Annotated in this window: 24 protein-coding genes; 7 read left to right on the forward strand and 17 right to left on the reverse strand. The window is 66.0% G+C overall.

Annotation, left to right across the window (positions count from 1 at the left end; genetic code table 11):
• Positions 1 to 33: 33 nt before the first annotated feature.
• From ACTOXK_RS06045 to ACTOXK_RS06060, 4 genes are all read right to left on the reverse strand, one after another.
• A complete protein-coding gene (locus ACTOXK_RS06045; protein ID WP_482276777.1) occupies positions 34 to 651 on the reverse strand; it encodes a 4Fe-4S dicluster domain-containing protein in 618 nt (205 codons plus the stop codon).
• Position 652: 1 nt separating this feature from the next.
• A complete protein-coding gene (locus ACTOXK_RS06050; protein ID WP_482276779.1) occupies positions 653 to 3,064 on the reverse strand; it encodes a molybdopterin-dependent oxidoreductase in 2,412 nt (803 codons plus the stop codon).
• Positions 3,065 to 3,268: 204 nt separating this feature from the next.
• Positions 3,269 to 3,760, reverse strand: a complete 492-nt coding sequence (locus ACTOXK_RS06055; protein ID WP_482276780.1) for a HepT-like ribonuclease domain-containing protein — start codon at positions 3,758 to 3,760, stop codon at positions 3,269 to 3,271.
• On the reverse strand, positions 3,747 to 4,067 hold the full coding sequence (locus tag ACTOXK_RS06060; protein ID WP_482276781.1) for a nucleotidyltransferase family protein: 321 nt from the start codon (positions 4,065 to 4,067) through the stop codon (positions 3,747 to 3,749). Before ACTOXK_RS06060 ends, ACTOXK_RS06055 begins: the two co-directional genes overlap by 14 nt.
• 201 nt (positions 4,068 to 4,268) lie before the next feature.
• Here ACTOXK_RS06060 and ACTOXK_RS06065 point away from each other — a divergent pair, with 201 nt between their 5' ends.
• A complete protein-coding gene (locus tag ACTOXK_RS06065) occupies positions 4,269 to 4,574 on the forward strand; it encodes a HigA family addiction module antitoxin (RefSeq protein ID WP_482276782.1) in 306 nt (101 codons plus the stop codon).
• Between the two features lie 84 nt (positions 4,575 to 4,658).
• Here ACTOXK_RS06065 and ACTOXK_RS06070 read toward each other — a convergent pair whose 3' ends face one another.
• The 7 genes from ACTOXK_RS06070 to ACTOXK_RS06100 form a co-directional block, all read right to left on the reverse strand.
• Positions 4,659 to 4,895: a hypothetical protein gene (locus ACTOXK_RS06070; protein ID WP_482276783.1), complete on the reverse strand. Its 237-nt coding sequence runs from the start codon at positions 4,893 to 4,895 to the stop codon at positions 4,659 to 4,661.
• A 13-nt stretch (positions 4,896 to 4,908) separates the two neighbouring features.
• The gene (locus ACTOXK_RS06075; RefSeq protein WP_482276784.1) at positions 4,909 to 5,262 is read right to left on the reverse strand and encodes a HipA N-terminal domain-containing protein; all 354 of its coding nucleotides are present in this window, start codon (positions 5,260 to 5,262) and stop codon (positions 4,909 to 4,911) included.
• Positions 5,259 to 5,552, reverse strand: a complete 294-nt coding sequence (locus ACTOXK_RS06080; RefSeq protein WP_482276785.1) for a helix-turn-helix domain-containing protein — start codon at positions 5,550 to 5,552, stop codon at positions 5,259 to 5,261. The genes ACTOXK_RS06075 and ACTOXK_RS06080 overlap by 4 nt, the downstream gene beginning before the upstream one ends.
• 111 nt (positions 5,553 to 5,663) lie before the next feature.
• Positions 5,664 to 6,587 (reverse strand): slipin family protein, encoded by a 924-nt coding sequence (locus ACTOXK_RS06085; RefSeq protein ID WP_482276786.1) that lies wholly within the window; start codon positions 6,585 to 6,587, stop codon positions 5,664 to 5,666.
• A gap of 2 nt (positions 6,588 to 6,589) precedes the next feature.
• The gene (locus ACTOXK_RS06090) at positions 6,590 to 7,051 is read right to left on the reverse strand and encodes a GntR family transcriptional regulator (RefSeq protein ID WP_482276787.1); all 462 of its coding nucleotides are present in this window, start codon (positions 7,049 to 7,051) and stop codon (positions 6,590 to 6,592) included.
• Positions 7,052 to 7,069: 18 nt separating this feature from the next.
• Positions 7,070 to 8,077, reverse strand: coding sequence for an NrfD/PsrC family molybdoenzyme membrane anchor subunit (nrfD, locus tag ACTOXK_RS06095; RefSeq protein WP_482276788.1), 1,008 nt, complete (start codon positions 8,075 to 8,077; stop codon positions 7,070 to 7,072).
• A 161-nt stretch (positions 8,078 to 8,238) separates the two neighbouring features.
• Positions 8,239 to 9,183 carry an undecaprenyl-diphosphate phosphatase gene (locus tag ACTOXK_RS06100; protein WP_482276880.1) on the reverse strand — a complete coding sequence of 315 codons (945 nt, stop codon included), beginning with the start codon at positions 9,181 to 9,183 and terminating at the stop codon, positions 8,239 to 8,241.
• Positions 9,184 to 9,617: 434 nt separating this feature from the next.
• Here ACTOXK_RS06100 and ACTOXK_RS06105 point away from each other — a divergent pair, with 434 nt between their 5' ends.
• From ACTOXK_RS06105 to ACTOXK_RS06115, 3 genes are all read left to right on the forward strand, one after another.
• Positions 9,618 to 10,241, forward strand: coding sequence for a helix-turn-helix transcriptional regulator (locus ACTOXK_RS06105; RefSeq protein ID WP_482276789.1), 624 nt, complete (start codon positions 9,618 to 9,620; stop codon positions 10,239 to 10,241).
• A gap of 385 nt (positions 10,242 to 10,626) precedes the next feature.
• The gene (locus ACTOXK_RS06110; RefSeq protein WP_482276790.1) at positions 10,627 to 11,757 is read left to right on the forward strand and encodes a hypothetical protein; all 1,131 of its coding nucleotides are present in this window, start codon (positions 10,627 to 10,629) and stop codon (positions 11,755 to 11,757) included.
• A 1-nt stretch (position 11,758) separates the two neighbouring features.
• The gene (locus tag ACTOXK_RS06115) at positions 11,759 to 12,664 is read left to right on the forward strand and encodes a TrmH family RNA methyltransferase (RefSeq protein ID WP_482276791.1); all 906 of its coding nucleotides are present in this window, start codon (positions 11,759 to 11,761) and stop codon (positions 12,662 to 12,664) included.
• Between the two features lie 11 nt (positions 12,665 to 12,675).
• On the opposite strand, the gene ACTOXK_RS06120 is transcribed toward ACTOXK_RS06115, so the two are convergent.
• The 6 genes from ACTOXK_RS06120 to ACTOXK_RS06145 form a co-directional block, all read right to left on the reverse strand.
• Positions 12,676 to 13,974 (reverse strand): serine/threonine-protein kinase, encoded by a 1,299-nt coding sequence (locus tag ACTOXK_RS06120; RefSeq protein WP_482276792.1) that lies wholly within the window; start codon positions 13,972 to 13,974, stop codon positions 12,676 to 12,678.
• A gap of 79 nt (positions 13,975 to 14,053) precedes the next feature.
• On the reverse strand, positions 14,054 to 14,473 hold the full coding sequence (locus ACTOXK_RS06125) for a helix-turn-helix domain-containing protein (RefSeq protein ID WP_482276793.1): 420 nt from the start codon (positions 14,471 to 14,473) through the stop codon (positions 14,054 to 14,056).
• Positions 14,474 to 14,575: 102 nt separating this feature from the next.
• On the reverse strand, positions 14,576 to 15,301 hold the full coding sequence (locus tag ACTOXK_RS06130; protein ID WP_482276794.1) for a DUF5067 domain-containing protein: 726 nt from the start codon (positions 15,299 to 15,301) through the stop codon (positions 14,576 to 14,578).
• A 142-nt stretch (positions 15,302 to 15,443) separates the two neighbouring features.
• Positions 15,444 to 16,274 carry a hypothetical protein gene (locus ACTOXK_RS06135; protein ID WP_482276795.1) on the reverse strand — a complete coding sequence of 277 codons (831 nt, stop codon included), beginning with the start codon at positions 16,272 to 16,274 and terminating at the stop codon, positions 15,444 to 15,446.
• A complete protein-coding gene (locus ACTOXK_RS06140) occupies positions 16,268 to 17,143 on the reverse strand; it encodes an ABC transporter ATP-binding protein (RefSeq protein ID WP_482276796.1) in 876 nt (291 codons plus the stop codon). Before ACTOXK_RS06140 ends, ACTOXK_RS06135 begins: the two co-directional genes overlap by 7 nt.
• Before the next feature lie 118 nt (positions 17,144 to 17,261).
• The gene (locus ACTOXK_RS06145; RefSeq protein ID WP_482276797.1) at positions 17,262 to 18,386 is read right to left on the reverse strand and encodes a C39 family peptidase; all 1,125 of its coding nucleotides are present in this window, start codon (positions 18,384 to 18,386) and stop codon (positions 17,262 to 17,264) included.
• A gap of 177 nt (positions 18,387 to 18,563) precedes the next feature.
• Between ACTOXK_RS06145 and ACTOXK_RS06150 the strand changes: the two genes are divergently transcribed.
• The 3 genes from ACTOXK_RS06150 to ACTOXK_RS06160 are packed head-to-tail and all read left to right on the forward strand — an operon-like array spanning position 18,564 to position 22,466.
• Positions 18,564 to 19,286 carry a response regulator transcription factor gene (locus ACTOXK_RS06150; protein ID WP_482276798.1) on the forward strand — a complete coding sequence of 241 codons (723 nt, stop codon included), beginning with the start codon at positions 18,564 to 18,566 and terminating at the stop codon, positions 19,284 to 19,286.
• The gene (locus ACTOXK_RS06155) at positions 19,276 to 21,480 is read left to right on the forward strand and encodes a sensor histidine kinase (protein WP_482276799.1); all 2,205 of its coding nucleotides are present in this window, start codon (positions 19,276 to 19,278) and stop codon (positions 21,478 to 21,480) included. Before ACTOXK_RS06150 ends, ACTOXK_RS06155 begins: the two co-directional genes overlap by 11 nt.
• Positions 21,477 to 22,466 carry a diaminopimelate dehydrogenase gene (locus tag ACTOXK_RS06160; RefSeq protein ID WP_482276800.1) on the forward strand — a complete coding sequence of 330 codons (990 nt, stop codon included), beginning with the start codon at positions 21,477 to 21,479 and terminating at the stop codon, positions 22,464 to 22,466. Before ACTOXK_RS06155 ends, ACTOXK_RS06160 begins: the two co-directional genes overlap by 4 nt.
• The last annotated feature ends 101 nt before the right edge of the window (positions 22,467 to 22,567 follow it).

Consider the following 22,567-nt stretch of genomic DNA (forward strand, 5'->3'; position numbering starts at 1 on the left):
GGGATCGCGGGAGCGACGCCGCCCCCGCTGCGCTTAATCGAAGTAGTACACCTGCGGGCGCGTGCCTTGCTCTTCCAGAAGCACGTGGGCGCCGCGATTGACGACGACCCGAGACACCTCGGAATTCGGATCATCCAAGTCACCGAAGATGCGGGCCTGGGTGGGGCAGCATTTCACGCACATGGGCTCCTCGCCGCGATCGGTGCGTTCCTTGCACAAGGTGCACTTCTCGGCCACGCCCTTGGCGCGAGCCGGCACCGCCGCGTCGCCGTAGTTGAAGTCCACGTCGCGCACGGGCTCCTCCCAGTTGAAGGAGCGAGCGTTGTAGGGGCAGGCGGCCATGCACATACGGCAGCCGATGCACTTGTCGTAGTCGATCTCCACGCGGCCCATGTCGTCCTTGTAGGTGGCACCGGTGGGGCAGGCCCGCAGGCAGGCGGGATTCTCGCAGTGCTGGCACGCCAGGGGAAGGAAGGTGCGCGTCAGATTCGGATAAGTGCCCACCGCGCCGTCGATGCACTCGCAGCCCTCGGTGAGCACGCGGTTCCACAGCATCCCGGTGGGCACGTTGTTCTGCATCTTGCAGGCGTTGGCGCAGGTATGGCAGCCCACGCAGCGCTCCAAGTCGATGGCAATTCCCAGTTTCGTCATGTTACTCACCCTGAGCCTTTCGCACTTCCACCAGCGTGTCGTTGAAGGGAATGGGGGCGCCGGTAATGAGGTCGGCGTCGCGTTCGTTCACGTGGTCGTTCGTCACGTTCTGCGGATTGCCGGACGTGCAGTCCTTCGACCAGGCGGCCTCGTAGATGCGGGCCGATGTGGGGCGAATGGCGTTGTTGCCATATACCGGACAGCTGAAGGTGCCGCGGTCGTTGAAGACCTCCACGATGTCGCCGTCGGCCAGGCCGCGCTCTTCCATGGCTTGCGGATTCAACTCGATGCGCCCGGTATAGAACTGCGCGAGCCACGCAGCACCGCGGAAGTGCGAGTGCACGAAGAAGCGCGTGCGGGTCTGGGCGAGTTGCAGTGGGTACTTATCCATGAGCGGGTTGCCGTCGAAGACCTCGTTGTTCTCCTCCCATTGGGGCAGGGCCTGGCCCGAATGATGCTGGGGCTCGTAGTAAATCTCCATGCGGCCGGTAGGCGTGGGAAACTGAAGGTCGGCAAAGCCGATGCGGGGCTCCTCGATGCCGGCAAGGGGCATAGTGTTGTTGTTCTTCACCAGGGCATCGAAGGTGATACCGGCCACCAGCGGGTCCTCGGCGTTGTCGATAGAGAAGCGAGCCAGCTCCTCGGCATCAGCTGGCAGCACAGATTCCAACCCCACGGACTGCGCGATGCGGTACATCACGTCGTAGTCGGGCAGCGCCTCAAACAGAGGGTCGATGCACTTCTGCGACAGCTGTATGTGGTTGTAGCCGCCGCGCACGATGCTGTGCTCCACAGTGTCCTCGAACTTGGAGCACACCGGCAGCACCACGTCGGCGAAGGCCACGGAATCCTCGTCGTACATGCCCACATGCAGGATGAAGTCGAGGCTGTCGAGCCAGGTGCGCGTCTTGTTCATGTTCGCGTAGTACTGCTGCAACGTGTTGCCGAGCGAGATGATGACGTGCACGCCGGCGTCGGTGTCGGCGAAGCGGTCGGCTCGCACGGGAATCTCAGCAGGCACCATATCCACGGGCAGGGGCCAGGCGGCGAGCGATGCGCCGTAGCCCTGACCGCCACCGGGATGGCCCAGAGCAGCGCCGGGCTTGCCGATCTGGCCCGTAAGCGCTGTGAGGATCACCATGGCGTGGCCCTGGATATCGGGATTGGAGAACTTGTCGGAACCGCCATAGCCGAAGCACAGGTAGGCCGGGCCGCCCGTGGCGTACTTCTCCGCCAGCTTCTCGATGACCTCCTGGTCGATGTCGCACTTCTCGGCGGCCCAAGCGGTGGTGTACTCCCTCTGGCTGGCCTTCAGCTGCTCGAACACCGTGGCGACCTTCGCGCCGTCCACCTCGTAGGTGCCCTCCAGCGTGGGCACGGCCGCGGGATCGTCGTAGATAACAGCCCGGTTCGTCGCGGTGTCCCAAACAAGGTAATCAGCCGGTTCCACAGCCTCGCCCGTCGCAGGATCGACTTCGGGCGCCTTGCCGCTGCGCAGCAGCTGGCCGCTGACTGCATCCACCAGAAACGGCATGGACGTGTGGGCAATCATGTACTCCTCGTCGTACCACTGGTTGTCGATGATGTGCGAGATCATGGCCAGGTACAGCGCACCGTCGGTGCCAGGCTTCAGAGGAATCCACTGGCTGGCTTTCGAAGCCGTCGTGGAGAAATGTGGGTCCACCACAATGATCTCCGCGCCGGCGCGCTTCGCATCGAAGAAATCGTCGGAGCGCATGAGCGAGGTCTCCAGGAAGTTGATGCCGCTCAGGATGATGGTATTCGCGTTTACCCAGTCGCGCGTCTCATTGGTGCAGGAGGCGAAGCCGCCACCGCCGATGGCCGGATCGACGCCGTTGCCGATGCCGCGGTCGATGCCCGGTTCCACGCCCGTGCCGGCGCCCAGAATGGAGGCCAGCATGCCGAAGCGCGGCTCGTTGGAGGCGGAGATGTACACCGACTCCTTGCCGTAGGCGTCCCACGCCTTCTTGAGCTCTGAGCCCACGATATCCATGGCCTCGTCCCAGCTGATCCTCTCGAACTTGCCCTCGCCGCGCTCGCCGACGCGCTTCAGCGGCGTCTGCAGGCGCAGCGGGCTGTACACGTGCTCAATCTCGGACAGACCCTTCATGCAGCAGCGCTGGTACTTCGGTGCCACCGCATCGCTTGGCTCTATCTTGGCCAGATATCCGTCGCGCACCGTGCACTTGATCGAACAGTTGCCCTGGCACATGAACTGGTGCAGCGTGTAAATGGTCTTTTCCTCGCCGGCCGCGTTGGCCTGGGCGGGCGCGAGCACTTCGCCGCTGAGAGCGGCACCGACCGCCCCGGCGCAGGCGAGCCCGGCAGCCGCCGCGCCCGTGGTCTTGAGGAAGCTCCTGCGGGTGAGAGTGGAGTTTCGTGCTCCCGACATCTCTCCTCCTTCGAATTCCCAGGGACTCGCCTTCCGGCGCTTGCGGCCCGCATCTCCTCACGCGACCGCTCTCTCGTCCCCTCAAACTGGTAATCCTGAAGAATTGGCCAAATTCCACGGGAGGCATCATAGCAAATTGTCATATGACAATGCAAGGATTATCATATGACAATTCTTGAGACAGGTTATCTATTTTGAGGATAGTTATTCGAAATCGTTGCTTGATTCCTCCTCCATCTGGCGCAAGCGCTCTTTCGCATTTTCGATCCCCACGACATAACGCCCTGCAGCCAGATCCGCGCGGCCGCCCTCTATTACCTCCATCAGCTCTTTTTCGTAACGAGCGTCACGATCCGCCTCCTCTGCTTCGATCATTTCGAGAACCGCAAGCTTCAATCGAGGATAGTCCTCAACCGCAGTCTTATAAACCGTCTCAAATGAAAGGGTAAAGTAGCCGTGCGCATAAACGTCCCTGGTTTTCGCAGCAAAACGCAGCTCAGTTCCAGGATGCTCAGCGTAAAACCCCTCACTTAAGCGCTTCGCAAGCTCACCTACGTTGATGGTTGTCATCGAGGAGGCGCGTTCGATTGTCTCGTCGGCCAAAAAGGCGTCTAGGTCTACCTCCCCTAGCAATTTCTCCAGATATTCGATTTCCGAGACGATCTTCTTGAGTATCCTGACATCAGCATCCCTCATAGAGCGGCACCACCTTGTTGATAACAAGCAGGGAGCCATCGGGAACCGGATCTTGAACCACATCCACCGAGACACCCAAACGCTCTTCCATGCAAGACAGAACACGAGCTAAGGTAAACAAGCTCACAACAGCCGAAGTGAAGCGCACAAGCAGATCGATATCGGATCTGCGAGTCGCCCGCCCATCGGCATAACTACCGAACAGAGACACACTCGCTATCCTCTCCTCAAGAGGAGCTGTGGCGTTGTATTCCTCGCTGGCTTGGGATACCTCACTTTTAATTTGCTCAATGGTATAGGGCGGCATTGCTCACCTCCTCGCATACCGACTAGATAGCTTGCAGTATACCCTATGCTCCAGAGTTTCGCGCGTACCGTGCAGATCGGAAAGCTGACCTACGATCCGACAAAGCGGCCCGTACGCTCTTTGCACTAGTAACTCTTGGCGTTATTAACGTGAGGAGTTACTATAGGGGTACATTCTGACTACCACTAGGAGCGTGCGACGATGAATGAACTTCTCAATCCCATTACCCCCGGGGAGCTGCTCTCCGAGGAATTCCTCAAGCCCCTGGGTCTGTCACAGTACCGACTTGCTAAAGAGATCGGCGTGCCGGCCCAGCGCATCGGGCAGATCGTCCTCGGACGCCGGACCATCACTGCCGATACCGACTTGCGTCTTTGCCGCTTCTTCGGTCTCACCGATGGCTACTGGCTTCGCGCCCAAGAAGCCTACGATCTGGAAATCGCCCGGCGCAAACTCGAGCCTGAACTCAAGCGAATCCGCCCCTTCAACCAGGCCGCCTGTCTCTAGAATCCAGCGAATCTAGAAAATCTCATTTACCTAGTAAATCTAGTTTTCTCTCTTAAGTCTAAGATCTCGTATTCGAAACAGAACCTAGAACCCCATCGCCTCCAACCGATCCAAGGCGGGGGCGGCGTGACGGGCGCCAGCCTCGGGATAAAGCTCACCGGCAATCGCGATACCGAGCCGGACATCTTCCACCGCCTTCTCGAGCACCTCGCCTACGACACGGGCAGGCAGACCCCACGAGCGGGCTTCGGCCTCGACATTCTCTCGCCCGATCCGATCGATGCGAATGCGGCCATCGATGCGCAGGCCCATGAACAGCATATCCGGCGTGATCTCAAGAGCCGGCACGCACCAATGACCAATCTTCCGAGGGCATCACCTCAACGGCACCGGCGCACTCCCAGCCAATCTGGGCGAGCAATCCGAAATAGTCGCCCTCGGCGACACCGTAGAATCGCTGCAACTCATTGAGCCTCGCATCTTCGGGCAGCAGCCCCGAGAACCAGGAGAACGTCCGCAAAGCGTCGAAAGGCCCCTCTTGCACGCAGAGTGCCGTTGAGAGCAGGGGCGAAGAGGGGTGCTCCGAGACCGCCTCTTCCGAAAACGCGAAGCGCGCGCCGTTCTTCGTGCGGTCAAGATGCCCGATCTTCTCGCCACCGAGGCGAACTTCGAGAACCTCGGGATTCATGACCGACCTCCCTCTTGGTGCGACCGCGGGAGCACCACCGCAGAAGCGGGGGCCTCGCGCACTTCCGCTTGGGCGCCTTTGGGAAGCACCACCAACTTCAAGCCCAAATCGCTGATGGCACGCATGAGCGTCTGGGAACTGACGCTCTTCCCGTTCTCAAGGGCTGAGAGCGTGGCATGGGAGGCGCCGATGATCTCCGCGAACTCATCTTGGGTGTACCCCTTTTCTTTGCGTGCCCGCCGGAGAAACGACCCCAGCTGATCGAGACCGTACACATTGGTCCACTTCATCGTTCATCTCCCATCTAATATCAAATTTTCTTGATATTAGCTAATATTTGAGAATTGTCAAATATTCTTGACGAATAAGGACGCGACGTGATTGTCAAATATTCTTGACACTTACCCCTTCAGCAGGCCGCTCAGGCCCTCGTTGAAGCCTTCGGCGAAGGCGCTGGGAATGACGACGGTGCCCTTGCCCTCGCGCAGCGACTCGTTCAGCAGGTGCATGGTGCGCAGGCGGCCCACGGCCTCGGGACCGCCCACCAGATCCTCCATCTCAGCTAGGGTCTCGAAGACGTCCTGCTCCGCTTCCATGAGGATGATGCGGGCCTTCTTGCGCTGCTCGGCCTGGGCCTCCAGGCTCATGGCCTCCTGCAGCTCGCGGGGCAGCAATATGTCGCGAACCTCCACCGACAGCACGGTCACGCCCCAGAGCGCCACCTTCTCCTCCAGCACCCGCTTGAGCTCGCGGTCCAGCTGCTCGCGGCGGATGGCCACCTCAGCGGCGCCGGCGCGGCCGATGGCGTCGCGCAGGGCCGTCTGAGCCGCCATCTCCACGGCCCGGGTGAAGTCGCCCACCTCCAGGCAGGCCGCCTTCGCGTCCCACACGTGCCAGAACAGCACGGCGTCCACATCCAGGGGCACCAGATCGGCCGTGAGGGTCTCCTCGGCGTAGAAGGTGGTCACCCGCGTGCGGGTGTCCACGCGCAGGGTGTTCGCCTCCACGACGGGCCACGTCCAGAACAGCCCCGGGCCCGACACGCGGTTGAAGCGACCGAGGCGCAGCACTACGACCCGTTCCCATTGCTGGGCGACATGGCACGACGACAGGGCGATAAGCCCCGCCACCGCGGCCCCAACGATGCCCGGCAGCGTCACCGCGCCCACTATCAGCCAGCCCGCGGCGAGCCCTACGGCGAACGCAGCGGCGAACAGCACCGCCGAGAACACGAGCACCCCGGTGCTCGATGCCCGCTCCCCCACCACTTCGGTGGTCGGGTCGGGCGCAACGCGGAACCGGTGCTCCTTCTTCTCGCGGGTCATGCTCACGCCTCCTTCGCCTTGCGGCCGACGGACTGCTCGAAGTCGATGATACGGGCCGACACCTCGCCCCGCTGGCGGGCCTCCTCGTGCTTCAAGCGCTTGATCTTGCGGCCCATGGCCCGCTCGATGTCGTCGTAGTCCATGCCCAGATCGCGACAGGCGGCGATGCAGTCGTCGAGCACCGCGTCCGCCTCGCCGCGTCCCTCGCCGCCCTCGGCCGCGGCCATATCGGTCACGAACACGCCGCGCCCGCGGGTAGATTCCAGATACCCGTCGGACACGAGGCTCAGATAGGCCTTGTTCACAGTGTTGTAGTTGATGGAGATCTCCGAAGCCAGGCCACGCACCGTGGGCAGCTTGTCGCCGGGCTTGAAGTAGCCGTCGTTGATGAGGTAGGCGATGCGGTTGCGCAGCTGCACCCACAGGGGCACATCGCTCGCTTCGTCGATTTCAAAGGGAAACATGGGAAACCTTTCTTCGAGTCAGAGGGCCACAGGGGCAGAGGACACGATCGGCTGCACGGCGGCGGCCACCGCGAGGTAGCGGAGCCACGCCCCGCCCGCGAGCACGCAGGCCGCGCTGCCAAACAGCCGCGCCCGGAAGCGCGGGCCGTCGGACGCAGCGGCCGCCGCGGTGTGCCGGCGCACCAGAGCCGATTCCACGGCGAAGGGCACGGCGAGCCCTCCGAATACCAGACCGCCCCAGAACGCCGGCGCCCAGGGGCCTTCCACAAGGGCCGTCACCGAGGCGAGGGCGGCGACATCCGTCGGCGTCGACGGGGCAGCGGGGAAGCCCGTGCTGGAAGCCATCCCGCCCGCAGCAGCCCAGGTCGCAGCGAGCCACAGCGCCAGGGCCGCAGCTTCCAGAGCGATGAGCCCGCAATCGGCCCGGGCGAGGCCGCACACCACGCGGCCGAACGAGGAAGCCGCACCGGACAGAGCTGCCGTCGCGACCACCAGCGCCGTTCCACAGGAAAGCGCCGAGAGCACGAACAGGAGGGGCAGCCAGGGGCCGAACCACAGCGGCACCGCCCGCAGACCGCCGAGCAGCAGGCCCGTGTAGGCCGCCGTCACCACGGCAGCCAGCAGCAGCGCCCCGTGCAGCCCCGCGAACACGGGCCGCCCGAGGGGCAGAACCCCCTGCCATGCAAGCAGGGACGCCGCGCCCAGAACCATACTCGCCGCAATGGCCCAGAACCCCACGACGAGATAATGGGTCGGGGCCGCAGCCGCGAGCACCAGAATGCGATCGAGCCGCCCCAGATCGGCAGCGAGACACAGAACGCCCAGGGCCAGGGCGCTCAGGGCCGCAGTGAGCCCCGGAACGAACAGCCGCCGGTAAACCGCGCCGCGACCGTCGCGGAACCGCTCTCGCATCCCACGGGCCACATCGTCCCGATCGGCAAGCAGTCCGAGCGCCGCCAGCACCGCGCAGGCGCCAGCCCCCGTGCCGCCGAGGAAGAGGTAGGCCACAATCAGTTCGCCGAACACAGCGCTCCTCCCCTTCCGACAACGTCGCACCGAATCCGGTGCGACACCGCTCTTTCACGGGGAGCAGATTATCATAAGACAATTTAATTGGCTACCGCGGCACGACCAAACACCCGCGGGGCCGAAGAGGGCTCGCGGGCGCTCTCGCGCAGCGCCGCCAGCTACAGCAGCACCTTCACGCCGAAGTAGGCCAGCACCACGACACCCACGATGATGCGGTACACGCCGAAGGCGGTGAAGTCGTTCTTCTTAATGTAGCCCATGAGGAACTTGATGGAGATGACCGACACCACGAACGCCGTGAGGATGCCCACGACGAGCACGGCGATCTCGGTAGCGGTCATGGCCAGGCCCACGGCCAGGATGTACTTGATGAGCTTCAGCACGCCCCAGCCGAACATGACGGGAATGGCCAGGAAGAACGTGAACTCGGCCGCCGCCGTGCGCGAGCAGCCACAGAGCATGCCGCCGATGATGGTAGAGCCGGAACGCGAGGTGCCGGGAATGATGGCGAGCATCTGGAAGCAGCCGATCTTGAGCGCCGTCTTCCAGTCGATCTCGTCCACGGTGCGCACGCGGAACAGGGCGGCTTCGGCATCGTCGCCGTCATCGCCCGGGCCCACGGGCAGCGGCCGGGCATGGGCCCCACGGGCAGCACGGGCGTCATGGGAGGCTCGGTAGGCCGCCTCGCGCCGACGGTTGCGGCGCTCTAGCAGGATGAACACCACGCCGTACACGATGAGGGCGACAGCCACGGTCCACGCGTTGTAGAAGTACTCGTTGAAGAAGTCGTCCAGGGTCAGTCCGATGGCCGCCGCCGGGATGCAGCCGATGGCCACCATGCCCCACAGCCGCCAGGTGCCGCGCTTCTCGGGCGCCGTCTTGCGGGGCGAGAAGGGGTTCAGCTTGTGGAAGTACAGGATGAGCACGGCCATGATGGCGCCCAGCTGGATGACGACGAGGAACAGCTCCAAGAATTCAGCGGACACGTTGAGCTTCACGAACTCGTCCACGAGGATCATGTGGCCCGTGGAAGAGATGGGCAGCCACTCGGTAATGCCCTCCACCACGCCGATGAAGAACGCCTTCAGAATCTCGATGAACATATCCATGGAAGAACTCGCCCCTTACTCTATCGGGAACACCGCGGGACTGCGCGGCGGCACTGGCGCCCGCGGGTCCGGCGAACCAGCGCGAAGCGACGCAAAATCCTACCATGGGCACAGCAAACCGCTTCCACTTCCCAAGAAAGTCCACGTTTAGGGCAGCTCGACAAGGGGCGAAAACAGGCTGGTTTTTAACGAAATTTGTCCATATTGGTAATCGATCTATCATATTCTGCATAGAATAGCATGTCATTCAACGTCCCGTGCTATGATCGGAAACCCACGCGAGGCATCTCAGAACCGCCTCTCCGTCGGCGTGCGGACCGCGCTCGCCGCCCGCACGCCCCACGGCCCTCCCAAGCGGCAACGCCCATCCTCACCTGGGGCCCTATTCACCGAAGAGCCCTGGCCCTTCCCGTTCCTAAGGAGCAACCATGGAGGCACCTGTCCCGTGGGGCCGACCTACCGTCGCCCACTCCCTTCTCATTCCCCCACAAGACCGCCGCTGCGTCGGCGAAGACGATGACCCGCGCCGCGCTCACGGCTCGAGCGCGGTCCGCAGCGGCCGCGTCATCGCGGCGGCCCTCGGCTGCATCGCCCTGGGATGCCTGCTCGCCGGGGCAGCCGGCTGCCTCGCCCTCGGAGCTCCGGCCCCGCAGGGACTGCGGCAATCCGCCGTCGTCATCGGGGCCACAGCCATGGCCCTCGGGCTCATGGGAACCGGAGCGCTCCTCGCCCGGCACGGCCGCGCCCTCCGCCTCGCCGAGAGCCGACGCGAGGCTGAAGAGGAGCGCCTGCGGCGCAAGCTGGACGCCTTCGGCCTCACGCCTCGGGAAGTGGCGGTGGCCCAGCTCATTCTGGAGCACCGCTGCTATCAGGACATCGCCGACCAGCTGGGACTCTCGCCGCGCACCGTGCAGTTCCATGCCTCGAACATCTTCCGCAAGGCCTCTGTCGAGCGCCGCCGCGCCTTCGAGCACCTCCTCCTGGCCGCTGGGGACGAATCGGCCGCTACGCACGCCGACCCCTACGAGGTCATTCCCCGCCTGCGCCCCTGACCGCCGCGCAGCCCCCCCCCCCGCGAGCCGCCAGGACCGTCGCGCAATCGCGGCCCCGCCAGGCTCTTGCCTCCGCGCAGCCCCCTCTGCGGACAACCAGGGCCGTCGCGTAATCGCGGCCCCGCAAGATTCCCACCGCCGCGCAGTCGCAGCGCCCGCACGCCGCAACCGCGCCGCAACCCGCGTCGTCTCCGTCCCTGACCGCCGCGCAGTCGCGGCGGTGCGCAACCGGCGCCGACGCCCTGCCGCGCACCGCCCGTGCGTGCTGCTTCGCGCTGATGGGAAGCGGTGCGGGACTGCGCGACGGCGCGGGCACGGTATCATGGCGCCATCCAACGCCCGACCGCGATCTTCCAGGAAGTGCCGCCTTGACCCTTTCGCGCCCATGACCGCCACCGCCCACACCGCCCCGCGCCCCGCGGCCGTCCACGAGATGCACGGCCGTGGCCTCGACCATCCGAGCGACACCTGGGTGCACAACATGGAGGCTACCTCGGCCCTGCTCATCGCCTTCGGCAGCCTGCTCACCTTCGCCACGGCCGCCGGCCCCCTGCCCGCGGCCGGCATCGTGCTCTGGGCCCAGGACTGCCTGTTCCCGCTGCAATTCCCCGTGTTCTACTTCGCGAGCGGCTACCTCTACCAGCGCTATCGCTCCGTGCGCACGAAGCGGGCCTGGATGGCGAATATGAAGCGCGAGGCCACGGTGCTGCTCGTGCCCTTCCTCACCTTCACCGTGCTCACCTTGGTCGTCAACGCCCTCACGGGCGGCGGCCGCCCCCTCGGACCGCTCACGGTCCTCGACGTGCTGCTCTTGGACCCCGTGGAGCCGCTCGGGTACTTCCCCGTCTGCCTCATCCTGTTCGCCATCACGCCCACGGTGGCCAGCCGTCGCAACGCCTCGCGGCTGCTGATGGCGGCCCTGGGCTGCAAGATCGCCATCGTCGTGCTGCTCTCCCTGCCCGCCACGGCCCCCACCGCCGAGCGACTGCCCTGGCTCGTGCAGGCCGTGGCCGAGAACTGGATCTGGTTCGCCGGCGGCATGGGCGTGGCCCTGTTCCGCGTGCTGCCGCTTCTGCGCACTCCCGAGAAGGCCTGGGCCCTCGGGGCCCTCTGGGTGGCCACGAGTGTCATCACCTTCGGCGCCGGCTGGCTCGGCGAGGCCTCCTACGGCCTGCTGGACGCCATCGGCGTCGTCTGGTTCGCCTCGCTGTTCTCGGCGGCGTTCCGCTCCGGGGCCCAAGATGCCTTCTACGGGTTCGCCTCCCGCTACACCATGGCCCTGTGGCCCTTGGCGCCCCTCGGCCTCAAGCTGACCATCGTCGGTCTCACAGCCCTGGGGGTCACGGCATCGGGCGCGCCCTGGCTCTGCTTCGCTGCGGGGCTCGTGGCCTGCTTCGGCCTGCCGGTGCTGGTCATGGCCCTGCTGGAGCGCGTCGGGAAGCTCGGGTTCCTCATCTACCCGGCCCGCTACCTTCCGCCGGCCCCGGCCCTCATCGAACGGAAGGGCGTGAGCTGAGGTGACCGCTTCGCACGACCGGCACGTTCCGGGCGCGGCGGCCATTGGCCCGGATGACGCCCACCTCGCCCCCTTCGCCGCCATGACCGACGGCGAGCTGCGCGACCCCAAGCAGCTCGTGGGCCTCGCCCGGGCCTGCGATCCCGCCGGCGCCCCCGACCGTTTGGCCGCCGGGCTCTTCGTCGCGGAATCCGTGAACGTCATCACCCGGGCCCTCGACAGCGGCTGCGCCCCCTTCGCCCTGCTCACCGACGAGCGCTGGCTGAACGGGGCCGCCGAGCTCATCGGCCGCATCGCCGAGGCGCACCCGCAGGTGCCCGTGGCCGTGGTGTCCACCGACGAGATGCGCTCCATCACCGGCTACCGCGAGACCCGTGGGCCGCTCTGCTGCTTCCACCGCCCCGCCGAGCCCGACCTGGGCGCCCTGCTGGCTGGCGCCCACCGGGTAGCGGTGCTCGAGGACATCACGAACTACACGAATATCGGCGCCATCTTCCGCAGCGCCGCGGCCCTGGGCATCGACGCCGTGCTGCTCACCCCCGCCTGCCACGACCCGCTGTTCCGCCGCGCCTCCCGCGTGGCCATGGGTACCGTGTTCCAGGTACCCTGGGCCCGCATCGGAAGCGGCACCCACTGGGCCGAAGAGGGCGTGGCGCTGCTGCGCGAGGCCGGTTTCGCCACAGCGGCCCTGGCACTGTCAGAGCAGTCCATCTCCGTGGCCGACCCGCGCCTGAAGACGGCCGAGAAACTGGCCCTGGTGCTGGGAACCGAGGGGGACGGCCTGGCCACGGGCACCATCGCCGCCTGCGACTACACCGTGCGCATTCCCATGGCCCACGGTGTGGATTCGCTGAACGTAGCCGCCGCCAGCGCCGTGGCCTTCTGGGAAACCCGCTGGGAATCGTAGAGCCGCGCCAGCTACCGGGGCAACCCCAACACCGAGGCCATGGCCACCGTGCAGCCCACGGCCAGCACGCCCGCCCCCACCAGGACGCCACTCGTGATAAGACGCCACCTCAGGGTATAGCGCCGCAGACGGGGAAACATCCGGGCGACTACGCGCACATCGAGCAGGGCGCAGGCAATACCCGTGAAAAACGGCGCGGCGAAGAACCAGTATTGGAACACCAGCAACCAACGAGGCCACTGTTCGTACCCTTCCCCGGGATCGAAGGGCATCGCAAGAGCGACGCCCACGAACAGAAGCCAGGCAGACAGCAGCATGCAGTCCCACACAAGCCCCGCAGCCTCTGTTCCACGAAGGGAAGAGAACGCAGCCCGTACGCGCTGAACCATTGTCGGTCGGGGAATTCCGGCACCTTCAGAGGAGGCCATCGCGCCTCCGTGGGGCACCGCAGAGGCAGCCCCTTGCACCTGCAGTCCCGCCGCAGGTGCCGCGTCCAGCGCCGCCTGCGCTCCCATAGCCGCGAGAAACGCCGCTTTCAAGGCCCGAACCGAGGAAAAGCGGGCGGCGGGGTCGAAAGCGCAGGCTCGCTGGAGCACCGGTCGTAACATCGGCGGCACATCCGGATCCGCAAATCCCCCCGTGGCCACCCGGGCATCTGGATCGCGCTCGGTCACCAGGTAGTACAGCAACATGCCCAGGGCATAGACATCGCTGCGCACGTCGGTCTGCCCATAGCCAAACTGCTCGGGAGGCGCATAGGAGCGCGTGCCGAAATGGGTCGTGTCGGCACCGGCTCCCTCGTGGAAAGCGCGGGCGATGCCGAAGTCGATAATCGTCAGACCGCCGTCGCTCACGACGATGTTGCTCGGCTTCAGATCGCGATGGATGAGCGGCGGCGCAAAACCCTCGTGCAGCTCGATGACCCCGTCGCATAGGATCGGGAACACCTCGCGGGCCAGCGCCACCGAGGCATCGCGCTCGTATACCACGTCGCGCAAGGTGCGGCCGCCCACGAACTCCATAACCACCACCAAATCGCCGTCGCGCTCGTGCACATCGTAAATGCGGGGCAGATGACGAAACCGATGCCCCGTGCGCTGGGCCTCCGCGAGCAGCCCATAGGCGCTGCCAAGGGGCACTTCCCCACTGATGCGCTTGCGCACGAAAGGACCGAGCGCCGCATCGTTGGCGCCCACAAAGAAGACCACCTCGGTGGTCTCGTGCGGATTCGTCTTCAGAACGCGATGGACGCGGTAGCAGTCGTCGCGCGCAAGCGCTTCCAAATATGTCGCCAGCGGATCATGCTCCATAGCGTCTATGGTACCAAAGGCCGCCTCGATTGCCGACCAGGCAACGTCCGAGGCGGCCCTGTTCCAGCCCGATGTGTTCTTAGCCGATCGTCGTCTCCCCGAAGCGGTACAGTTCCTCTTCGGTCTTCTGCAGCGTATAGCCATGACTGAGAGCGAAAATAATAATGGCATCGCGACGGTTCTTGCAGTACAGCTCGTTGACGCCGCCCGCCTGCAAAAGCCGGTTGGCCTCCCGCAGGGGCAGCCCCAGCGCGAAGGCGATCTTCAACAGGTTATCTCGCGAGGCACGCCGGGCTCCGGTGAATATCTGATAGCCGAACGTCTCGTTCAGCCCCGCGTCGCGCACCACCGCCGCCCGCTTCAGGTCGCGAGCCTCCAGCAGCTCGTTGAGATACGCCGACAGGTCGCGCGGCACGTGGGCGGCCTTCTTGATGAACGCCCGAGGATCGGGAGCCTCCAGCAGCTCGGCCAGCATATCTTCTGTCAGCGGTTCTTCCACACGCTTCTTCCTTTTTCGTCGCGCCATTACCGTAGCCGTATTCTAGCGGTACCCCGCGCCGCACCGGGGCCGGGGCGCCGAAAACCGTACTCCACGCGCCGCTTAGCTCAAGGAGAACGTCTGCTCGGCGAGAAGGACGTCGTTGAAGGCCATCAGCTCCTGCACCTCCACGGTGATGTCGCTCATATCCTCCAGCTCGTAGGCGAGACCATAGGTGATGGAGGCGCCCGGCTTCACGTCGTTCATGTACTTGCCGGCATCTTCATTGTCCGCCGTGATGGCCATCTCCAATTCAGTGCCGTTCTGGAACACCTGGGCATGGAGCGCCACCGCCGGGCTCGTCGTCTCCTCGGAATTGTTCGTGAACGTGAAGGTCACCACCGCGGCAGGATTGCCCTCGTAATCCTCGGTCATGCGACAGCCATCGATGGTCACCGCGTAGTCGGAGGCGGCCTCCTGCTGCTCGGCCTGGGCCGGCTCCTCCTGGCTCGCCTCCTGCTCGGCCTGAGCCGGCGTATCCTGGCTCGCGGCCTGCTCGGCGACCGGGGCATTCTCGGAGGAGTCGTCGGAGGCAGCCGAGGCACCGCCGTACATGGCCATCGTCACCAGCAACGCGAGCACACCGAGCACCAAGCCGGCGATGGCAAGGCCCTTGCCTGCTTTAGTGCCCTTGATCGTCTGGATAAGCCCGATGGCTCCGAAGATAATGGCCAGCAGCACAAACGGAAACGACAGCAAATTCAACAACGGCACAAAGGCACTGAACAGCGCGATAATCCCCAGCACCAGCCCCGTCACGGCGAGACCGGACGTCGGTTTCTTCTCCATAATGATTCCCTTCTTCTCATGAATGTTTCGCCTCATGGCCGTGAAGAAGAGTATCGGTTCTCGCGAATCATTTCATTAGCTGCCAGCTAAGGTTGGGCGGAAAGGATCCCAAACGTCGCGGAAGCTGCGAAGATCGGCGCTCCTAATTCAGGTCGACCTTGGTGCGGACGAGGTGGGCCGACAGGGCCAGAGACCCGACGGCGACGGCGAGGTTCATGAGCAGCTGCACCACCGCCACGGCTCCCAGGGTGAAGTCCCAGGACGCCACATCGCCGCTCATGACCAGCACCCCCGCAATGGAGAAGACGAGAGAGAGCACCCAGCCCACGCCCAGATACACGCCCACCGCCGCGGCCACCTTGTGGCGCCGGGCCCACCAGGCTCCCAAGGTGAGGCTGCCGTAGGCGAGACCCAGAGCGTAGGCGCAGGTCACCAGCATATTCCCGTAACCTAGCAGGGCGCTGAGCCCATCGCCGTCGGCCGCGAAGGCGAACCAACCGCCCATCATGGAGGCCACGCCGGTGACCGCATCCACGTCGCCGCCGCTGATAGCCAGTGCCATGAGGGTGTACATCAGCAGCGCCACAAGGGCGAACGCGGCCAGCACCAAGTACGAGACCCAGAACTTCGCCATGACCAGCTTCCCTGTGGACACGGGCAGCGTAAGGGTCAGGTAGCCCTCGTCGGTGAACAGGGTGCGGTAGAAGCGCATGGTGGAAAACACGTAGAACGCCGCCACGGCCGCCCAAACGAGAAAACCGCAGAACAGCGCCCCCATGAAGAGCACCACGGTGGCATTGCCGGCCGTGGGCGCCGCCAGGGAGCCATAGGCGCCCCAGGATACCTCGCTGATCGCCCGGGTCGCGCCGAGGCAAGCGGTTCCGGCGATGCCCGCGACCACCATAATGGCGAGCATGATGGCCGCCGGCTTCCAGAGGGCTCGCAGCTCATAGGTCATCAACTTGCCTAGCATCGGAACTCCTCTCGGAAGAAGGCATCCAGCGTCGTGCCCTTCTCGCGCACGTAGGCCACGGGCGCATGGAGCAGCATCTGGCCGTAGCGCAGCAGAATGAAGTCGTCCAGCACCGATTCCACATCGCGCACGAGGTGGGTGGAGAGGATGATGGTGGACTGGGGACGGTAGGCGCGGATGATCGTGGACAGGATGTAGTCGCGCGCCGCCGGGTCAACGCCACCAATGGGCTCGTCCAGAAGGTACAGGGCCGCATGGCGGGCCATGACGAGGGTCAGCTGCACCTTCTCCACGGTACCCTTGGAAAGGGTCGAGCACGCCGCGGCCGGGTCCACGCCGAGGCGGCCGAGCATCTCGTGGGCCAGGGCGCTATCGAAATCGGCATAGAAGTCGGCGAAATAGGCCAGCATTTCGCGCACCCGCATGGAGCGGGAGAAATAGGGGCGCTCGGGCAGATAGGACACGAGGGCCTTGCTCTGGGGCCCGACGGGCAGGCCGGCTACGCGCACCTCGCCAGCCGTGGGATGGCTCACCCCCGCGATCATCTTCAGCAGCGTGGTCTTGCCGGAGCCGTTGGGACCGAGCAGGCCCACGATGCGGCCGGCGGGCACCGAGATCGTGAAGCGATCGAGGGCCACGGCCGAGCCGTAGGTCTTGGTGAGGTTCTGGCACCACAGCACGGGAGCCGACGGCGACGGCGCCGCGAATGCGGGCGCCGCTTGCGGGGCCTCTGGAACGAATGCGCTCGTCGGTCGCGGGGCCTCGGGTGCGAATGCGGGAGCCGGCTGCGGGGCCTCGGGTGCGAATGCGGGCGCAGGCGGGGTCGGCGGTGCGGCGGGAGCCGGCTGCGATGGCGGGAACTCGCTCACGACGGCCTCCTTTCCCTCGGGGAATACGTAGGGCCATCCTAGCACAAGGGAAACCCTGAGCACCGAACCCATCGAATGAGCAGCGTCCCTCCACGGAACGGTCCTTCCCTAAGAGACCTCAGGCTCGCTCGAAGGCCCAGAAATTGCGGGCTTGGCCGATGATCTGGTCCACATCCCACGTTTCGGCGCTGTGGGCGGGACTGTTGGGGTCGTGCACCACTACCCGGCCATCCTCGGTCACGCCGGCCAGCACAATGAAGTGGCCCGTCGTGGTGAAGTCGCCAGGCCCCACCGAGCAGATGATGGGCCGCCCCTCGCCCAGCTCCGCGAGAATGCGGCTCCGGTCGGCGGGCACCTCGTGGGAGGCAAGCCCCAGCTCGCCAGCGCCGGCGCCCATGAGCCTCCACGCGGTCATGCCGTCCTCCACGTAGCCGCCCGCCTCGCTGAACGCGGCCATGGCCGCCGGATCATAGTCGTCCTTGCCCGTCAGAGCCACGTATACCATGGACAGGCAGGTGGGCCCGCAGCCGGCCTCGGCCACGTCGGTGCCCGCATAGGGGGCATCGGCCCAGGCGCTGTCGATCTGGTAGAGGAAGGGCACCTCCCCGCGCCGCCATTGGTCGCGCGGGGTGCTAGTCGCCGGCTCCCCCTCCTGAGGCGCGTCGGCCACAACCGCCGGCACCAGCGGCGCCGATCCGTCACCGCGACCGTCCCGGTAGATGGCCGCCAACTGGAAGGCAGCGACGACCAGAAAGATTCCCAGCACCGCCGCCAGAGCCGCCCGGCCGATGAAGCGCGGGCGCAGGCGATGCCACACCGGCCGGGGCGCCAAGGTTGCGACCCGTCGGGCCGCCTCAGCCGCGGCCTCGTCCGCTCCCCCTCCCCGGCGCCGCACCGCCGTACCGTCGCACCCGGGTCGCCGCGTAGCCCCCTCGCCGTGAGCAGCCCCATGGCGCAAAACCTCTTCACCGTAGGCCGTCGCACGCTGCGAAGTCTCGCGGGAGCACTCAGCCGCAGACTGCACGGGCCGGCCGCCGCGCACCCCTTGCGACGCCGCCGAGCCGCCCCGCCGCCCGGAGCCCTTCGCCGCCCCGTCCCGCGATGCCGATTCCCTCGCCGCAGCCCCGTGCCGTGGGCCGGCCGGTCGGTCAGGGCGGCACCAGCGCTCGCGCCCATAGGGGTTCGCCGCAGGACCCCGGCCGAGGCCGCTGCTCTCGTCGGTTCGGTACAGGATGGTATCCATCGGTCGCTCCTTCGCCTACTCCACTCTCAAGTTCCCCCTCACCTTATCGACAGCACGGCTTACACGTCCCATAGCAAATACTGACGATTCCGGCAGGGACCTTAACTTTTTCTGAAGCCTTCCGGCGAGGGGCCCCTTGCCCTGCAGCCGCCGCTGGAATCGTGTACCATGGATCCCATGGAAAAACGCGCTCACATATTGGTGGTCGACGACGAGCAGGCCATCGCCGATTTGGTGGTGAACCTGCTCGTGGCCGAGGGCATGGATGCCCTGGCCTGCTACAGCGGCCAGGCAGCCCTCGATATGCTCGGCCGCACTCCCTTCGATCTGGCCATCGTGGACATCATGATGCCCGGCATCGACGGCTTCGAGCTGTGCGTGCGCATGCGGCAGATGATGGACATCCCCGTCATCTTCCTCTCGGCCAAGGACGAGGAGGCCGACCAGGTGGTGGGCTTCACCCTGGGCGCCGAGGACTACGTCACCAAGCCCTTCCGCCCCCGGGAGCTCGTGGCCCGAGTGAAGGCGCGCCTGCGCCGACGCCAGGCCGCAGCCCCCCAGGCCTCTTCCACCCTGCTGACCGCCGGCGCCATCGAGGTGGACTTGCGCACCCACCTGGCAACGCTCCACGGCGAGCCGCTCCATCTCACCCCCAAGGAGTTCGCCATCCTGGCCCTGCTGGCCCAGTCGGTGGGCTCGCCGGTCTCGGCTGCCGACCTGTTCGAGGGGGCCTGGCACGAGCGCTTCGACGACGCTGCGGCCAACACGGTCATGGTGCACATCCGCCGCCTGCGCAAGAAGCTCGCCGCCATCGATGCCTCCTCCGCCTTCATCGAGACCGCCTGGGGCGTAGGTTACAAGCTGCGCGGCGGCCCCGGCGCCGACGGCCATGGCGCTTAGGAGCGAGCAGGCCCGCGTCCTCAAGCGGCGCGTGCTCGGCGCCCTCATCCGCAATCTCGTTCTGTTCAGCGGGGCCTTCGTCCTGATCTGCTTCTCCCTGGAAACCTTCGTCGTGCCATCCGTGGCCAATTATGTGGCCAACGCCACCTCCAGCTGGCGCGCCTTGGACGCTTCCCCCGAGTTCCGCCGCATCCTCGTCGACCAGGGCATGCTCGATAACGGCCTGTTCGACATGTGGGTCGAGGATCTCGTGAACGAAGGGTATTCCGGCGAGGCGGCCACCGTCGATGAGGTCCAGGGACAGGTCAACGAGATGCAGGACGCCATCGGCGAGTACGTTACGGTCTCTGAGGAGAATGCCGCTGCGAAGGCGGCCGACGAGAAGGCCCGGGCCGAAACCAAGATATCGGGCGCCGCCAGCGGCACTCCCGAAGTGGACGCTGGCGGAGAAGTCGGTGGCATCGAAGCGGCCGGCATCGACGCCACCGACGACGGCGCCCGCAACGCAAGCGCCGACAATCTCGCTCCCGTGCCCCCGGTGTCCTACGAGCAGATCCTCGAGGCCCAGAACGTCGTTCCCGCCGAGGCGAGCGCGGCCCAGGCCCTCGCGGCCCTGCACGTGTCCATGTCCATCCAAGAGCTGCGCCTCTCCCTCACCTTGCCCTCGCCTTTCGTACCCGAGAACACCCCCGAGCAGGAAGTCGTCCAGATACTCACTTCCGCGGCCGTTATGGGCTACGATCAGCAAGCCCTCGACGAGGTTCTCGGCAATGCCTACCGCCAAGCCCAAGACGAGGCCTTCAACACCTGGACGAGCCTGCCCGCTGACCAGCGGGCCCAGGCCGTGGGACTTTCCGACGAGCACCCCGTCTGGCAGACCATCACCAACGAGAACGGCGTGACCTCGGTGCGCGATGTGGCCACCTACACCTTCATCAAGTCCTTCAAGCTGCCCCTGGCCGCGCTCGCCTTCGTCGCGGGCTGGCTCTTCATCATCCTGCGCACCCTGAACAAGTCCCTGCGCTACTTCGACGACTTGGCCGAGGCCGTGGGCAAGCTGCTGGCCGACAAGGACGCCCCCATCGAGCTGCCGCCCGATTTGTCCATCGCCCGCAACGAGCTGGCGGTCATCCGCACCCAGTCCATCGCCGACGAGCGGGCGGCCAAGGCGGCCGAGCAGCGCAAAAACGAGCTGGTGGCCTACTTGGCCCACGATATCCGCACGCCGCTCACCTCGGTGCTCGGCTACCTGGACCTGCTGCGGGAAACCACCGATCTGCCGCGGGACACCCTGCGCAAGTACGCCGACATCGCCTACACCAAGGCCGAGCGCTTGGAAAGCCTCATCAACGAGTTCTTCGAGATCACCCGCTACAACCTGTCGGCCATCCCCATCGAGCGCGAGACCATCGGCGTGCGCCTGTTCTGCCAGCAGGTGGCCGAGGCGTTCTTCCCCGAGGCCTCGGCTCGGGGCATCCGCATCTCCATCGACGTGGGGGCCGCCGACCGCTTCTTCGTGGATCCCGACAAGCTGGCCCGGGCCCTCGGCAATGTGCTGCGCAACGCCGTGGCCTACGCCGACCCGAACTCCACCATCGCCCTAGCCGCCCGCCCCGAGGGACGCTTCACCACCATCACGGTGGCCAATCGAGGCCGCGAGATATCCGATGCCCACCTGGAGACCATCTTCGAGAAGTTCTACCGCGAGGACGGGGCCCGCACCACCCGCTCCGGCGGCGCGGGGCTCGGACTGGCCATCGCCCGGGAGATCGTCGTGGCCCACCACGGCGTCATCGAGGCGGCCAGCGAACGGGGCGTCACGGTGTTCACCCTGCGCATTCCCACCGAGGGTGAGGACAGCCCGCCGCTCGCGGGCGCCGCCCCAGGAGCCGTCGCCCGGCCCGGCTTTGCGGCCGACGGAACCCGGCCCGGCTTGGCAACCCCCGCCGCTCCCCGGCGCAGCTCCCGCCCCTCGCCACCCGCGTCCCGCGCCTCCACGGCCGGAGGCACCCGGCCCGTGTCGCACATCCCCCAACGGGCCGGCGGAGCCGCCCGCGGCGAGCGGGAGGCATCGCGGAGGCCGGGGGCTCCGTTAAAACCACGTTACACTCACGCATCGTCTGAACCGGGCCGCGGCAACTTGGGTGATAATAGACCGCGATCGAGAAGCAGACATTCTAGGAGGCAACCTTGAACCCCATTCGCATCGGCATCCTCGGATACGGCAACCTCGGGCGCGGCGTTGAGCTGGCCGTGGCCGCCAACGACGACATGGAACTCGTGGGCGTGTTCACCCGCCGCGACCCCGCCACCGTGCACCCCTACGGCGCGGACGTAGCCGTGTGGCCCGCCGACGAGCTGGCCGCCCATACCGATGACATCGACGTGCTCGTGCTGGCCGGCGGCTCAGCCACCGACCTGCCCGAGCAGACCCCCGCGGCTGCTGCGCTCTACAACGTGGTGGACTCCTTCGACACCCACGCCAACATCCCCGAGCACTTCGCCGCCGTGGATGCCGCCGCCCGCGAGGCAGGGCATGTGGCCGTCATCTCCGTGGGCTGGGATCCGGGCATGTTCTCGGTGAGCCGCGTCTATGCCAACGCCATCATGCCCAACGGCGCCGACTACACCTTCTGGGGCCGCGGCGTGTCCCAGGGCCACTCCGATGCCATCCGCCGCATCCCCGGCGTGGTGGATGCCCGCCAGTACACCGTGCCCGTGCCCGCCGCCCTGGAGGCCGTGCGCTCCGGCGCGAACCCCGAGCTGACTACCCGCGACAAGCACACCCGCGAGTGCTTCGTGGTGGCCGAGGAGGGCGCCGACACCGCCGCCATCGAAGAGGCCATCGTCACCATGCCGAACTACTTCGCCGACTACGACACCACGGTCACCTTCGTGAGCCAGGAGGAACTGGATCGCGACCACGCCGGCATCCCCCACGGCGGCTCGGTCATCCGCACCGGCACCACCGGGGCCTCAGGCGAGAACACCCACGTGATCGAGTACTCCCTGAAGCTGGATTCCAACCCCGAGTTCACCGGGAGCGTGCTGGCGGCGTGCGCCCGCGCCTGCGCCCGCATGGCCGAGGCCGGCGAAGTGGGCTGCCGCACCATCTTCGATATCGCTCCGGCACTGCTGTCGCCCCTGAGCGCCGACGAGCTGCGTGCCACCATGCTGTAGGCCCGCGCATCATAGAACGCAAACGAAGGGGCACCCGGGCGGGTGCCCCTTCGTTTTGGTATCCGAAAACGGCTCTTTTGCGCAACAAACTCCGCGAAATA

Source organism: Adlercreutzia sp. (assembly GCF_056795635.1).